Genomic DNA, 14,224 nt, shown 5'->3' with positions numbered 1-14,224 from the left:
ACCCCAGCCCCCCGCCCCTTTCACATGAAACGACGTCATCCCGGCCCGCACCGCATTCATCTTGCCTTGCCGGCTGCCGGGCTCAGCGTGTCTCCACCTGCATGGCGAAGCGTTCGGGCAGCGCCAGGGGATCCTCGGCGAAGCTCTCGAGGCGCTCCTCCGCGGGCAGATCCAGGGTGACCACCAGCTCCTCGGCGCCGCCGGCCATGAGGTCGACCAGGCCGTTGAGCAGGTCGCGCACCTGGGGACCGAACATCATTCCGAAACCCTCGGCCTGGGTACGCGCCTGCTCGAGATACTGGGCCTTGCTGATCCCCTCCATGGTGGCGCCCAGGGTCGCCAACCGGGCGAAGAGCCCCCGCTCGGCGAGACGCAGCTCGAACCGGCCGCCACCCAGGGCCGCCTCCTCAAGCAGCGTCCCGTCGGCCAGAAGCGAAGCGACCTCCGCTCCTTCGGGCAGGGCCAGCAGGCTCTCCAGGTCGATCGCCATGACCAGGGCATCGCGCAGGGTCAGCTCACCGTCACTGAACAGCCGTCCCGTCTGCTCGTCCTCGGGCTCCCAGCGGGCATCGAAACCGGCATCCAGGTGCAGCTGGCCGCTGCCGTCGGTGAGCACATTGCTGGCCATGCGCAGGCGGGTGCGCTCCTCCTCGGGGGAGAGCGTGATCAGCCGGTCCAGGTCGACCGCCAGGGCCTCGAGGGCAAGCCCGCCCTGGCCGTCCTCGAAGTCGCCATCCAGGTCGAGACTGGCCAGGGAGGCGAGCATCCCCTCGGGGTGCTCCAGGCTGAGCTCGGTGAGGGTCATCACATCGAGCCACTCCTCCGCCAGCGCCTCGTCGTCCCGGGGCGGCACGGCGCTGCCGGGATCATCCAGCACGATGCGCGCGACGCCCAGTACCAGGGAGGCCTCCAGTTCCTGCGGGGCGTCCTCCAGGCGAATGCCCTCCACACGGATGCCCTCCAGCGTGACGGAGTCCGGGCGCTCGTAGTCACCTTTGACTACATAGCGGTCGATCCACAGCGTCTCGCCGTCGGGACCCTCGAAGCGCAGTTCCTCGGCACGGGTCTCGCCACCCAGCAGCGAGGTGGAGAGGTAGCCAATGACAAGCTCGCCTTGCTCGGCGACCAGGGCCCGCAGGTCGCTCTCGAGACGCTCGGTATCGGCGAATGCCGGGGCGCTGGCCAGCAGGGCAAATGCCAGAGGCAGCGCCCGGCGCGGCGGGGCAGGATTCGGGAAACGCATGGGATCACCTCCGTGTGTGATCGAGCTGAGTGATCGTGGGGTCTGGCAGCAGTCTAGCCTAACGGGATGACTGCAGGCGCGCCTCGAGGTGAGCATTGACCGTGTCGATGACCGCCAGTCGGGCACGCCGCTTGTCATCGCAGCCGACCAGCGTCCATTCGGCGCCGTGGCGGTGGGTGGCGGCGAACATCTCGTCGATGGCCAGCCGATAGTCGTCCCAGCGCTCGCGGTTGCGCCAGTCCTCGTCGGTCAGCTTGTGACGCTTGTGGGGGGTGGCGGCGCGCGCCTCGAAGCGGCGCAGCTGCTCCTCCTTGCTGATGGCAAGGAACAGCTTGATCACCACCCCGCCGTGTTCGAGCTGCTGCTGCTCGAACTGACGGATCTCGGCGAAGGCGCGCTGCCACTCATCGGGCCTGGCGAGCGCCTCGACCCGCTCCACCAGCACCCGGCCATACCAGCTGCGATCGAAGATGGCGATGCGCCCATCGGCGGGCAGACGGCGCCAGAAGCGCCAGGCCCAGGGACGCAGGGTCTCCTCGTCGCTGGGCGCGGCGATGCGATGCACCCGGTACTGCCGGGCATCCAGCGCCGCGGTCAGGCGGTGAATGCTGCCGCCCTTGCCCGCCGCATCCTGCCCCTCGAAGACGATGACCACCGGCAGGCGGCGTCGGGCGGCCTCCCGCGCATTGATCGCCAGGCGCGCCTGGGCGGCGGCCAGACGCTCCCGGTAGCGGGACTTGTCGAGGCGCCGGGCGACCTCGGGGTCGGTGTGGAGCAGCGCGGGGGCCTCGGGCAGGGCCGCCAGCGACGAAGCCACCACCGGTCGCGGCGATGCGGACGGCGCCTCGAGGGCATCCAGCAGCGCCTCCCCCACCCGCGGCAGCTGCTCGTCCGGGGCGCGCAGCGCCAGCCGTTTCCAGCTGGCGTAGGGGACATCGGTGGCATCGCGCAGGCGCCGGCCCAGCGCCTGGATGGCGGCATGCTGTACGTGGCGCTGCCACTCCACCGGCCCTACCTGCCAGGCAAGTGCGGGATCGGCCTGCAACGCCTGCAGGCGCTCGCGCTGGGCATGGCGACCGATATCCATCCACAACTTGACCAGCACCACCCCGGCGGCGGCGAGTTCGGCCTCGAACTCTCGGATCCTCGCCAGGCGATCCTCGAAGGCGCCGGGAGAGAGGCGGCGCTCGGCGCGGGCGAACAGCGCGTCGCCATGCCAACCGTGGATGAAGATGCCGACCCGCCCGCGCTCCGGCACCCGCCGCCAGTAGCGCCACCAGTAGGGCCTGGCCTGCTCCTCGCTGCTGGGCGCGAGGGCATGGACCTCGGTATGGCGGTTGTCGAGCCAGTGGTTGAGGCGGTTGACCAACTGCCCCTTGTGGGTCACCGCATGGCCGGTCAGCAGCAGCACCACCGCGCGATCACCACGCCGGGCCAGTTCGAGCTGGGCTTCCAGCAGCCGGTAGCGCAGGGTGTCCTGTTTCATCTGCTGCTCCGCATGTCGTTCATCTCAGGTCTCGCCCAGCAGGCCCAGGCTCGTCGCCGGGGCCTGGCGGCGCAGGTCCCGGGAGAGCAGGTGGCCGATGGCGCCGATCAGCAGCGCCCCACCCAGCGGCAGCGCCAGCCACAGCCACAGGTGCAGGCGCGGCGTCAGGTCGAGCCAGGCCAGGTAGAGCGCGGCGCTGGCCAGTTCGGCGAGCAGTGCGCCCATCAGGCCACTGGCCAGGCCGAGGATAGCAAACTCGGCCCCTTGCACCCGGGAGAGCAGGCGATTGCCGGCACCGAAGACCCGCAGCAGGCCACTCTCGTGGGCGCGCACCGGGCGGCTGGCGGTCAACGCCGCATACAGCACGCTGACGCCGGCCAGCAGCACGAAGGCGAGCACCACCTCCACGGCACGTGTCACCCGGGTGAGCAGGTCACGCACCTGGGCGAGGATGGCGTCGACGTTGAGCAGGGTGACACCGGGGAAGTCGCGCACCAGGTCTCGCTGCACCTCGCGCTCCGCCTCGTCAAGGTGGAAGGCGGTGATATAGCTGTGGCCGAAGCGCTCCAGTACGCCGGGCGGGAAGATCACGAAGAAGTTGGGGCGGAAACTGTCCCAGTCGAGGTCACGCAGGCTGGTCACCTCACCGACCACATCGGCGGCGCCGATGGTGAAGGTCAGGGTGTCGCCCAGGGTCAGGCCGAAGCGCTCGGCCAGGCCATCTTCCATGGAGATCGGCACCCGCTCGACCCCGGGCTCGGCGGCGACCTCGTCGTACCAGCCAGTGGACTCGACCTGCTGCTCCGCACCGAACCACTCCCCCGCCACCAGGCGATTGCCCTCGGGAAGCGTCTCACGCCAGGTAAGGTTGAGCTCGCGACGCAGGGCGTTGTCGCCGCGCGCCTCGGGGGGCACCGCCTCTCGCGGCGCCATGCCGTTGATGGCGGTGATGCGCCCGCGCACCATGGGGTAGAGGGCGCTGCGGGCGTCGGCAGCACCGCTGAGCGAGGCCTCGAAGGCCTCGCGCTCCTGGGGCTGGATATTGATGGCAAAGTAGTTGGGGGTGTCCGCGGGGAGCTGCGCCTCCCAGGTGGAGAGCAGGTCACCGCGCACCAGGGCGATCATCGCCATGGCGAAGAAGGTCACGGCGAAGGCCAGCAGCTGGCCGAGGCTGGCGGTGCGACGGCGCGCCAGCTGGGCACCGCCCAGGCGCAGCGCCTGGGTGACGCCTGACTCCGCCCCGTCACGTGGCAGGCGCCCGGCCAGGCGCAACACACCGCCGAGCAGCAGCGAGCCCAGCCCCCACAGCACCACCAGCATCACCAGGCCTCCCAGCAGCAGACCCAGCGCCAGTGCCGGGTCGCCGGAGTAGAGCCACAGCAACCCGCCGAAGACGCCGCTGGCCACTGCCACCACCAGCCAGGCCGATGCCGGCAGCGGGTCGAGCTCGCGACGTAGCACCTTGAGGGCGCTGACCTTCTTGAGGCGCAGCAGCGTCGGCCCGGCGAAGCCCACCAGCACCGCCAGGGCGGTGAACACCCCGAGCCACAGCGGCAGCATGCCCGGAGCCGGCAGCTCCATGGGCAGCAAGGCCGTAAGCAGCGCCAGCAGCGCGGCCTGGCCGGCCATCCCCAGCAGTGCTCCCAGCACCGAGGCCGCCAGCGCCAGCCACAGCAGCTGCAGGCCGAACAGCCGGGTCAGCTCGCCCTGGGTGGCGCCGAAGCAGCGCAGCAGCGCGGCGGTATCCAGGTGGCGGTCGACATAGCGTCGGGTGGACATCGCCACCGCCACGCCGGCCAGCAGCACCGCGGCGAGCCCGGCCAGGCTCAGGTAGCGTTCGGCGCGCTCCAGGGCGCTGCCAAGCCCGGGGCGGTCGCGGCGCACGTCGCGGACCTCCATACCGTCGCGACGCAGTCGCTCCAGCAGCGGCGCCAGTTCGTCGAGGATGTCCGGCGGCCCAGCGGCGAGCAGTTCGAACTCCACCCGCGAGCCATCCTGGACCAGTTCGGTGGCCTCCATGTCGTCGCGATGCATCATCAGCCGCGGGTTGAAGCTGCCGAAGCCCGCGGACTGGTCGGGTTCACGCTCCACCAGACCGCCGACGACCAGCTCGCTCTCGCCCAGGCGCACCCGGTCGCCGATCTCGGCCTCGAGCAGCAGCGCCAGGCGCGGCGCCAGCCACACCTCACCCGGGGAGGGCCCGCGGGCCACTACCTCGACGCCCTCCCCCAGGTCGACGTGCACCCCGCCGTAGAGCGGATAGCGACCATCCACCACCTTGAGGCTGGCGGGCTGGAAGGCGTCCCCCAGGCTGACCATGGAGACCATATCCACCTGGTCGCTGAGCACCAGGCCCGCCTCCTCGAGGGTGCCGCGCAGCTCACTGTCGAAGGGCCGCCCCTGCTCCAGTACCAGGTCGCCGCCCAGCAGCTGGCTGGCCTGGCGGGTCAGCCCGCGGTCCAGGCGGTCGAGGAAGAAGCCGATCATGGTGGAGGCGGCCACCGCCAGGGCGAGTGCCACGAACAGCGCTCGCACGTCGGGCGCGCGCAGGTCGCGGGCGAGCCCCCGGGCCGAAAAGCGCGCCAGGCGCAGGACGGAGAGGCTCATGCGCTCACCTCATCGAGATGCATCTCCGCCAGGCGACCATGCTCCAGGCGCAGGCAGCGGTCGCAGCGCCGTGCCAGGGCGTGGTCGTGGGTGACCAGCACCAGGGTGGTGCCCGCCTCGCGGTTGAGCGAGAACAGGGCGTCGATGATGCGCTCGCCGGTGTCGGGGTCGAGGTTGCCGGTGGGCTCGTCGGCGAACACCAGCTCGGCGCCGGTGACGAAGGCCCGCGCCAGGGCCACGCGCTGCTGCTCGCCGCCGGAGAGCTGCTTGGGCAGGTGGTCGAGGCGCTCGCCCAGGCCCACCCGCGTGAGCCACTCGCGGGCACGCTGCTCGCTGTCGGAGCGCGGCGAGAGCTCCAGCGGCAGCAGCACGTTCTCCAGGGCGGTGAGGGTCGGCAACAGCTGAAAATTCTGGAACACGAAGCCCACGCGACCGGCGCGCAGCCGCGCCCGGCCATCCTCGTCGAGGTCGGCGAGCCGATGGCCGAACATCTCGAGCTCGCCGCCGGTGGGCAGGTCGAGTCCGGCCAGCAGCCCCAGCAGGGTCGACTTGCCGGCACCGCTCTGGCCGAGTATCGCCACCGTCTCGCCGGGGAACACCGAGATCGCCAGGTCACTCAGAATGGTGAGCCGTCGCTCGCCGCTGATAACCTGCTTGCTCAGCCGCTCGGCGTGTAGAATCGGCGTCGTATCCTTGCGAGAGGTAGCATTCATGAAGAAGGGACTCCCTGATGTGGCATGGCGCTGGGCGCTGGGCTGGCTGCTGGCGCTTGCCCTGGGCGCGGGCCCAGTGTCGGCCGACGGACGCCCCACGCTGCTGGTGATGGGCGACAGCCTGAGTGCCGCCTACGGCATCGAGGCCGACGCGGGCTGGGTCAGTCTGCTCCAGGCGCGGCTCGACGGGAAGGCGCGGGTGGTCAACGCCAGCATCAGCGGTGAGACCTCCAGCGGCGGCGCAGCCCGGCTGCCCGAGCTTCTCGGACAGCATGACCCCGACATCGTTCTGCTCGAACTGGGCGGCAACGACGGCCTGCGCGGCCTGCCGCCAGGGCAGTTTCAGGCCAACATGCGACGCATGGTCGAGGCGAGCCGAGAGGCGGGCGCCGAGGTGCTGCTGCTGGGGATCGACATCCCGCCCAACTACGGACGCGCCTACCGCGATGCCTTCACCGGGGTCTACCGGCGCCTGGCGGACGACTTCGACCTGGCACTGGTGCCCTTCCTGCTCGAGGGCGTGGCACTGGACGACAACCTGATGCAGGACGACGGCATCCATCCCACCGCCGCCGCCCAGCCGATGATTCTCGACACCGTGTGGCCCGAGCTCGCCCCCCTCCTCGAGGAGAACGGCCTGACGCTGGCCGAGGCGCAGGGCTGACGCCTTCGGACTTTCGATTCACCTACTGCGGTGCCGCCGGTGCCTTCTGCCACTGCTGCAACCCGAGGCCGGCGAGGATCAGCACCAGGCCGACCAGTGTCGAGGCCAGGATCGGCTCCCCCACCACCAGGTAGAGGAGCAGCAGCGACACCGGCGGCGAGAGGAAGATCAGGTTGGAGACCCTGGATGTGCGCGACACCCCGTGCACGGCCAGTTGCCACAGCACGAAGGCGATGCCCATCTCGAACAGCCCCACGTAGACCCCCGCGCCCAGCGCCGGCCAGCCGTGCCACTCAAGGCCGGGGCCGGCCAGCAGCAGCACCGTCAGCACCGGCACCCCGACGCTGAAGTTCTGCCACTGGGCCACCAGCGGCGGGCGGTGGTCGCGGGCGTTGAGCAGCCAGTAGAGCGCCCAGATCAGCGTCGAGGCCAGCGCCATGCCCACGCCGAGCGGGTCGGCGAAAGCCACGTCGAACACCGCGCCGCGGGTGGCGATCACCCACACCCCTGCATAGGCGATCAGCCCGGCCACTACATCCATGCGGGTCAGCCGCTGACCGAGGATCGGCACGGCCAGGAAGGCCATGGCCAGCGCCCAGGTGTAGTTGAGCGCCATGGCCTCCTGGCCCGGCAGGCGGTCATAGGCGCCGAACAGCACCAGGTAGTAGGCCACCGGGTTCATCAGTCCCGCCCAGGCGGCGGTGCGCCAACCGTGACGCAGCGCCTGGCCCATCAGCCCCTGGCGGGCCACCAGCAGGCCGATCAGCGCCCAGGAGACCAGCGAGGCGAGCCACATCAGCTCGAGGGGTGACATGTAGCCCAGCGCCACCTTGAAGGCGGTGGCCACGGTGGACCACAGCGCCACGGCGCCGAGGCCGTAAAGCATTGCCTGGCCATCGCGGGTCATGAGGCCGGCCTCCGGTGGCTGGTGCAGTCGAGAAGTCTTATAGGTGACACGGCGGCCTCCCTGTCGCGACAATAGGGGACCCATCCTACCAGCGAGGAGCCCCCATGGCCGCACCCGAGATCAGCCAGCGCCGCCTCTACGAGTGGCTGACCGGCGACGACGACAGCCGGATGTGCAAGGACATTCCCGACGAGGCCTGCGACGAGCAGCCGCGCAGCTTCTTCCTGCACCTGGTCGCCTCGCTGGGCAACAAGCTGGCCGACGAGCTATCCAGCGCACGCCTGGTGCTGCCCTGGCTGCTGGGGGTGATCGCTGCACCGCTATGGATGGTGGGCCTGCTGGTGCCGATCCGCGAATCCGGCGCCCTGCTGCCGCAGCTGTTCGTGGCCGGCTTCATCCGCCTCAAGCCACAGCGCAAGTGGGTGTGGGTGGCCGGTGGCCTGCTCCAGGCGGCCGCCGCCGCGGTACTCGCCCTGCTCGCGCTGTTCGGCGCAGGCGCCATCGGCGGGGGCCTGGTACTCGTCGCCCTGGTGGCACTCTCGCTGGCCCGGGGGCTCTCCTCCATCGCCACCAAGGACGTGCTGGGCAAGACCATCGCCAAGCAGCGCCGCGGCACCCTGATGGGCTGGAGCGGCAGCGTGGCGGGGGCCGTGACCCTGGCCGCCGGCGGCGTGCTGATGCTCTTCGAGGATCGACCCGGCGAGATCGCGCTGGCCGTGCTGCTCGGCGTGGCGGCGCTGGGCTGGGCGCTGAACGCCCTGTGCGCGGCGCGCATCCGCGAGGCCCCCGGCGCGGTAGAGGGCGGCGAGAACGCCTGGGACAGCATCAAGCTGGGCCTGCGCCTGCTGCGCGAGGATCGCGCCTTCCTGCACTTCAACGTCTCCCGCACCCTGCTGCTGGCCAGCGCCCTGGCGCTGCCCTGGGTGGCGCTGCTCGGCCAGCAGCAGAGCGGCACCGAACTGGGTGGCCTGGGGGTGCTGATCGTGGTCTCGGGGCTCGCCGGCATGCTGGCAAGCCCGGTATGGGGCAAGCGCGCCGACACCTCGAGCCGGCGGGTGATGCGCGATGCTGGCCTGGGCGCGGCGGCGTGCTGCCTGCTCGGCGCCGCCATCGCCTGGCTGCCGGGCGGCTGGACCCAGACGGTCTGGCCCTATGCGCTGGTCTATGCGCTGCTGGTGATCGTCCACGCCGGGGTGCGCCTGGGCCGCAAGACCTACGTGGTCGACATGGCCGGCGGCGACAAGCGCGCCCTCTATGTGGCGCTCTCCAACACCATTACCGGCGTGCTTCTGCTGGTGGTGGGCGGCGCGGTCGGCGCCCTTGGCCAGTGGCTGGGCAGTCCCGCCCTGCTGGTGGTGCTCGCCGGCATGGCGCTGGCCGCCGCCGCCAGCGCCAGCCGGCTTCCCGAGGTGGAGTGACCGACTGCGGCGGCTATCGGCGACGAGCCTTGGGCCGCGTTGAAATCCCGCCGGCTACTGGCCATGCTATCTGGCACAATCGAGTGCAGAACGCACGTCGTCACCCAGGCGGCCAGGACCGGATACGCGACAGGAACGCCCATAATGGAACACCCGACATGAAACGATCCCCACTGATCAGCCCTGACCTGCTCGAGCGCATCATCGACGCCTCGGAGGACGGCATCGTGGTCGCCGAACAGGAGGGCGACGAGAACATCCTGATCTACGTCAACCAGGGCTTCGAGCGTCTGACCGGCTACAGCGCCGACGAGATCCTCTACCAGGACTGCCGCTTCCTGCAGAACGACGACCGCGATCAGGAGGGCCTCGTGGCCATCCGCAAGGCGCTGGCCGAGGGACGGCCCTGCCGCACCGTGCTGCGCAACTACCGCAAGGACGGCACCCTGTTCTACAACGAGCTCTCGATCACGCCGGTGCATGACGACGACGACAACCTCACCTACTACATCGGCGTGCAGAAGGATGTCACCGAGCGGGTCGAGGCCCAGCTGGAACTGGAGCGCCTCAAGGCCGAGCACGGCCTGGAGTAAGCCGTCCCGGGGCGATCACCCGGCGCGGTGCTGCAAAAAAACCGGCGGCGGGGCTTGTGCTCCCCTCGCGTTGCATATATATAGCGCCCAGGCAACCCCGTTGCCTGGGCGCTTCGGATTCCACAGCCGCACAGAGGAAGAGAAGCGATACGTGATCGGTCGACGCCCGTCGACCACTGGCCATGGGAGGAACACCACATGGGCCGTGAACACCTTCTCGATCCTGGATACGACGACGACCAGGAACTCTCCGACGCGATGAACGATGACGACTACGCGCGCCCCCGCGCTTCCAGTCGTGCCGACACCCTGCGCGCCCGACGCCGCGTGGAGGCGCTGCTCGAGGAGCGGCGTCTACGCCGCGCCATCGAGGACGACTGGGCCATCGACGAAGAGGAGTAGCCCCGCCGGAGCGGGACAGTGGCTGGCCTTTGCCTGTTGCGGGCTCTATCATCCGTGGGTCAGCCAATCCTTCAACCAAGTGGAACTCCATGGCGCAATATGCCTCTCTGCGCCATTCCCTTTTCGTTAACTTTCCATGGGCGGATGGGTTGATCCCGTGACAACAGGCTTTCCAGCCTACCCAAGCAGTCCGCCCCCTCCCCCCTTTACTCAAAACCAACATTTTCAGTTAGCTTTACCGCTTTTTGGCCCAATTTGGCTTGAAAACTTAACTTTTTGGAGGAGGGCTGTGCGACCCAGCGCTTGTAAAGAATACTTCTCATTTGAGTTCATTTTAGCCGCTTCTTTTTTCCGGACCAGCTTTCCCGGATCAGCTAAAGTGACCTGAAGCCCCGATCCGGGTTAAGCGACACAGTGGCACCTCGCCTGCTGCAGCTGGGAATGCATCAAACGTTATATGGAGTTATTTTCCATGACACAACATGAGTAATGTCTTGGAAAAGGCTGTATAACCTATAGGTCGAGCAGGACCTGTCGGTAATGGCTAGAAAAGCTGACTTGGTAGTGAGGTTGGGCCTCGCCACCACTCTCATACGGAGCTGTAAGGAGGTCACTCTCCAGAAGGCTAAAGCTGACACTCGAAGCGTCATCAGCTCCTCCTTTACTGCCTGCTGCACCGTGCGGCCGATGAGATTTTGATGAAAGATTTTCCACCTGGGTCAGCACTGCTAAATCATCTGGGAGGTCCTCCGCAGTCCGCTTCGCAAAGCGCTGAAGAGTGGGCTCTGCTAGCATGAACAGCCAAGCATGATCATCGCTCTGCCCTATTCTCCTTAACACCCTTCCCAGCACCTGACGATAGTGAAGCTCAGTCCGGATGCGACTGAGATAGCAGCACACCTGTAGACGTGGAATATCTGTTCCCTCACTGATCATTCCTACTGCCACAATCCAACGGCAATCACTATGTCGGAATGTATTAATAACCTGCTGCGCACCTTGGGTTTGATTTGTAACTACATGGCATGCCTCTCCTTGAGCTTCCAATGCTCCGGCAATTTGGTGGGCATGCTCAATATCAGTAGCAACAACCAGGCCCGCGGCATCAGGCTTAATGCACCGCAATTCATTTAGCTTCTCACAGCCCAACCCCAATATATGATGCATAACATCATCGTGGCGAAGAAGGTCTTCGTAGGTGATCGGTGAGTCTCCGAGCAATGCAGCAATGCTTGGAAAGAGCCTGGCAGTGCTCTCAAGCTTCAGCTCCTCTTTTAGCTTAACCTCATGATTATCTATAAGAACAATACGCGGCGATCGGCACACACCATCAATGATGGACTCTCGTAGGCCGTACCGAAAGTCGCAGATCAACTCACCTTCTGGTGATGAATAGCGTGCTAAAGCGATGGGCAGGTCATCAGAACGCCATGGAGTCCCCGAAAGTGCCAATGTGTAAGCGGCGCGATCCTGAACTCTCTGAAGGATTTTCTGACCCCAGGCATTACTTAACAGGGGGTCATGTCCTGCACAGTGGTGTATTTCATCAAACACGACAAGCACACGAAAGTCATTGAGAAGCTGCCAGAAGGACTCATCCCTATAATCCATAGCTTGGTAGGTATAGGCACCCCCAACTGCACCGACCAAGCCATCAAGCCGCTTGCCCAGCACTTCTGAAAAGGTCTGGCGAAAGCCTTCTACTACCTGGCATGAGGGCGCAAAGCAAAGGACTAAATCTATCTGATTATTCTCAAAGAGACAGCGTGCTAGTTCTGCTGCCAATCGCGTCTTGCCAGCGCCCGGTGTTGCCTGGCACAAAAAGTGTGGTGTGGTAGAAAAATGAGGCAGCGCCGCTTTAATGCAGCGCTGCTGCCACAGTCTGAGTCGCGGTAACTTCATGGCGAGGACAATGCAGAAATCGTCTTCTCCACCGCACGCAGGTGGCCCAGCAGCCGATAACTTTGGTCCTTGGCTTCTTGATACTCACTTTCCACACGGGCTCTCAGGTATGGCATGTCGCTAATTAGCTGCTTGTAACGCTCGGCCTCTCCCATTGAGGCGAGAAGATCCAGGCGGACCTCCTTGCGCGTTGCTTCTAGTCGCTGGTAGACCTCTGATCCAGCACAGCTTTGAGCTGAGGTAGGCGCAGCCTCGGCGGACGTCCGCTTCTTGGTCTTGCTGGGCGTGAGGCTAGCCTCAAAGCCATTACTAATTAAGTTTAACCTCAATTTCTCTGGCATGGGAAGACGATGATAGACCTGCCCGCGGCTCTTGCGCTCATCGTCTAGCACGAGCCAGCCCACGCGCAGCATGCGGCGTATCTGCTCATACACATACCTCCGCACATCCTTCAGCTGGAACGAGCCCTCCTCCAGCCTGGACGCGAAGGCATCCCGAAGGTCCTGTGTGGTGAACCGATCAAGCCCTTCCTCCTGAAGGAGCTCATACAGCCGTGTGTCGAGGGTGAACGTATTGGGCTTCATGGGAGGTCCGGGGGGGAAAAGAGTGAAATGCGGATTATAATCCGTGGCCTGACGGTCCGCAAACGCATGATAGTGCCGCCTCAAGAGATTTTGAGGCGGCCATGGACCATCTGGCGAAAGCAATAGGGGAGCGGATTCGACACCGCAGGAAGGCGCGCGGTCTATCTCAGGATGACTTGGCACTGCTGAGTGGCATAGATAGGAGCTACGTAGGCCGAATTGAACGAGGGGAGGTCAACATCACTGTGGAGAAGCTTTACCGCATCGCTACAGTGCTGGCCTGTGACCCAGCCACTCTTCTTCCTGCGGCCACAGAGCTCTACAGCTGAGCTTTACTGCCATACGCTCTCTTCTCACCTAAAAAGTGAGACAGTAAGTCAATGCCTGCATTAATCGCAGCGCGTCATACTCCAGTGATTCAGGCTCATCGAGCATAGAAGCCGCATGAAGCGCGGTCGTCTCGGCGAACCAATTCTGACCTTGCAGGGACGCCATTATGACTTGATTTACACTTGACTCTTCTCCATAGTTGTAACTATCCACCCGAAGAGAGAGACCACATGTCCATACTAGCTTCCTACATGCAGAAGGAACAGCAGTTAAAGCAGCTTCAGGAAGAGCTGGATAGGCTCAAGAACGACGACCGCCTCAAGGCTGAGCTTCAGTTCAAGGATAAGCTGGAAGCTCTCATGCGAGAATTTGACAAGTCGGCTTCAGACGTCATCAAGTTGCTTGACCCGCAACAGACAACGGCCAAACACTCCAGCACCACGAGCACGGGTCGCGCCAAACGCAAGCTGAAGATCTATAAAAACCCTAATACTGGTGAAGTCGTAGAGACACGCGGCGGCAACCAGAAAACACTAAAAGCCTGGAAGGACGAATACGGCTCGGACACCGTTGAAGGATGGCTGGTCAGAACAGAGGATTAAAGATCATGCCCTGCCCATCTAAAGATGTGGTTGGCAGGGCCGCTTTCGGCCAAGAGCGGTCATTGAGATTTTCCTGACGTATAACGCCGCTAGCACGCGCGGCTTTGTAGTGCAGGCGAAGCCGCGACGGAAAAGACGTCGCTGCGCCTGGCCTTGTTATGGCTATTGTGCACTCCCCCTAAATCGCCGCAAATCGGAAGATAAACTAAAAGCAAGAAAATATGGGAGAACTACCACGCTGCCAAATATCAAAGACATCCAGTTGCTCACTCCAAATATAGGCTCAAAAAGACTTGCCCCAACCATAAATAAGAATCCGTAAAGCAAAGCATCAACTACAACTCCAAGCATGAATAAACTTGGAACTTCGAGCAACCTAGCCGCAAGATCCTCATTTGAAATTAAATTCCAGTTATCTATAGCTTTACGAATTCCATAATTGCAAATAAATCCGCACGCCATAAATAGAATTATAAGAGAAATAGAAAAGTAACTAAGCGATTCCACTTCCACACCAACCTGAGGGACAGCATATGACTCCCTGCTCACCCCGGTTATTGCGACCAAATACGCAACACCTGCTACCGAAAGGCCAGCCAGAAGGGCTTTTTGCGCAAGATCAAGAGAGCTGTGATAGTACTCTACCGCCAATTCATTTAGATCCATGGTGACTCCGTGTGGCTATAACTCTCAAGCTAAATAGCAGGCGCACCGGAGTCGGGACTGTCCGCTTCAGCACCTTGTTGGGTAACAACGCCGCGAGAAACAAGGAA

The 14,224-nt window shown here is 64.8% G+C and carries 14 protein-coding genes; 6 read left to right on the top strand and 8 right to left on the bottom strand.

Features of this window, described 5'->3' with window-relative positions; genetic code table 11:
- Positions 1-82 precede the first annotated feature (82 nt).
- From GRB96_RS05005 to GRB96_RS04990, 4 genes are read right to left on the bottom strand one after another with little or no spacing between them, the layout of a single operon-like run.
- Positions 83-1,243: a hypothetical protein gene (locus GRB96_RS05005; protein ID WP_161431046.1), complete on the bottom strand. Its 1,161-nt coding sequence runs from the start codon at positions 1,241-1,243 to the stop codon at positions 83-85.
- 58 nt (positions 1,244-1,301) lie between these two features.
- Positions 1,302-2,729, bottom strand: coding sequence for a polyphosphate:AMP phosphotransferase (locus GRB96_RS05000; RefSeq protein WP_161431044.1), 1,428 nt, complete (start codon positions 2,727-2,729; stop codon positions 1,302-1,304).
- 24 nt (positions 2,730-2,753) lie between these two features.
- Entirely contained in the window at positions 2,754-5,336 is a 2,583-nt protein-coding gene (locus tag GRB96_RS04995; RefSeq protein ID WP_161431042.1) for an ABC transporter permease, read from the bottom strand.
- Positions 5,333-6,049 (bottom strand): ABC transporter ATP-binding protein, encoded by a 717-nt coding sequence (locus tag GRB96_RS04990; RefSeq protein WP_161431040.1) that lies wholly within the window; start codon positions 6,047-6,049, stop codon positions 5,333-5,335. Before GRB96_RS04990 ends, GRB96_RS04995 begins: the two co-directional genes overlap by 4 nt.
- Between GRB96_RS04990 and GRB96_RS04985 the strand changes: the two genes are divergently transcribed.
- The gene (locus GRB96_RS04985; protein ID WP_161431038.1) at positions 6,048-6,713 is read left to right on the top strand and encodes an arylesterase; all 666 of its coding nucleotides are present in this window, start codon (positions 6,048-6,050) and stop codon (positions 6,711-6,713) included. The genes GRB96_RS04990 and GRB96_RS04985 overlap by 2 nt on opposite strands.
- 22 nt (positions 6,714-6,735) lie before the next feature.
- Here GRB96_RS04985 and GRB96_RS04980 read toward each other — a convergent pair whose 3' ends face one another.
- A complete protein-coding gene (locus GRB96_RS04980; RefSeq protein WP_161431037.1) occupies positions 6,736-7,620 on the bottom strand; it encodes a DMT family transporter in 885 nt (294 codons plus the stop codon).
- Positions 7,621-7,724: 104 nt separating this feature from the next.
- On the opposite strand from GRB96_RS04980, the gene GRB96_RS04975 reads away from it, so the two are divergent.
- The 3 genes from GRB96_RS04975 (at position 7,725) to GRB96_RS04965 (ending at position 10,033) form a co-directional block, all read left to right on the top strand.
- Positions 7,725-9,038, top strand: a complete 1,314-nt coding sequence (locus tag GRB96_RS04975) for an MFS transporter (protein WP_161431035.1) — start codon at positions 7,725-7,727, stop codon at positions 9,036-9,038.
- A gap of 158 nt (positions 9,039-9,196) precedes the next feature.
- Entirely contained in the window at positions 9,197-9,631 is a 435-nt protein-coding gene (locus tag GRB96_RS04970; protein ID WP_161431034.1) for a PAS domain-containing protein, read from the top strand.
- A gap of 198 nt (positions 9,632-9,829) precedes the next feature.
- Complete coding sequence (locus tag GRB96_RS04965) at positions 9,830-10,033, top strand: PA3496 family putative envelope integrity protein (RefSeq protein ID WP_161431032.1); 204 nt, start codon at positions 9,830-9,832, stop codon at positions 10,031-10,033.
- A 513-nt stretch (positions 10,034-10,546) separates the two neighbouring features.
- Here the strand turns inward: GRB96_RS04965 and GRB96_RS04960 are convergent.
- Complete coding sequence (locus GRB96_RS04960) at positions 10,547-11,935, bottom strand: DEAD/DEAH box helicase (RefSeq protein ID WP_161431030.1); 1,389 nt, start codon at positions 11,933-11,935, stop codon at positions 10,547-10,549.
- The gene (locus GRB96_RS04955; protein ID WP_161431028.1) at positions 11,932-12,519 is read right to left on the bottom strand and encodes a hypothetical protein; all 588 of its coding nucleotides are present in this window, start codon (positions 12,517-12,519) and stop codon (positions 11,932-11,934) included. Before GRB96_RS04955 ends, GRB96_RS04960 begins: the two co-directional genes overlap by 4 nt.
- 101 nt (positions 12,520-12,620) lie before the next feature.
- Here GRB96_RS04955 and GRB96_RS04950 point away from each other — a divergent pair, with 101 nt between their 5' ends.
- The gene (locus tag GRB96_RS04950) at positions 12,621-12,848 is read left to right on the top strand and encodes a helix-turn-helix domain-containing protein (RefSeq protein WP_161431027.1); all 228 of its coding nucleotides are present in this window, start codon (positions 12,621-12,623) and stop codon (positions 12,846-12,848) included.
- Positions 12,849-13,079: 231 nt separating this feature from the next.
- Entirely contained in the window at positions 13,080-13,451 is a 372-nt protein-coding gene (locus tag GRB96_RS04945) for a histone-like nucleoid-structuring protein, MvaT/MvaU family (RefSeq protein WP_161431024.1), read from the top strand.
- Between the two features lie 162 nt (positions 13,452-13,613).
- Here the strand turns inward: GRB96_RS04945 and GRB96_RS04940 are convergent, their stop codons facing one another.
- Positions 13,614-14,117, bottom strand: coding sequence for a hypothetical protein (locus tag GRB96_RS04940; RefSeq protein ID WP_161431023.1), 504 nt, complete (start codon positions 14,115-14,117; stop codon positions 13,614-13,616).
- Positions 14,118-14,224 lie beyond the last annotated feature (107 nt).

This window comes from Halomonas alimentaria, assembly GCF_009902005.1.
Classification (GTDB): domain Bacteria; phylum Pseudomonadota; class Gammaproteobacteria; order Pseudomonadales; family Halomonadaceae; genus Halomonas; species Halomonas alimentaria.
This window is presented reverse-complemented; position numbering and strand designations above follow the sequence as displayed.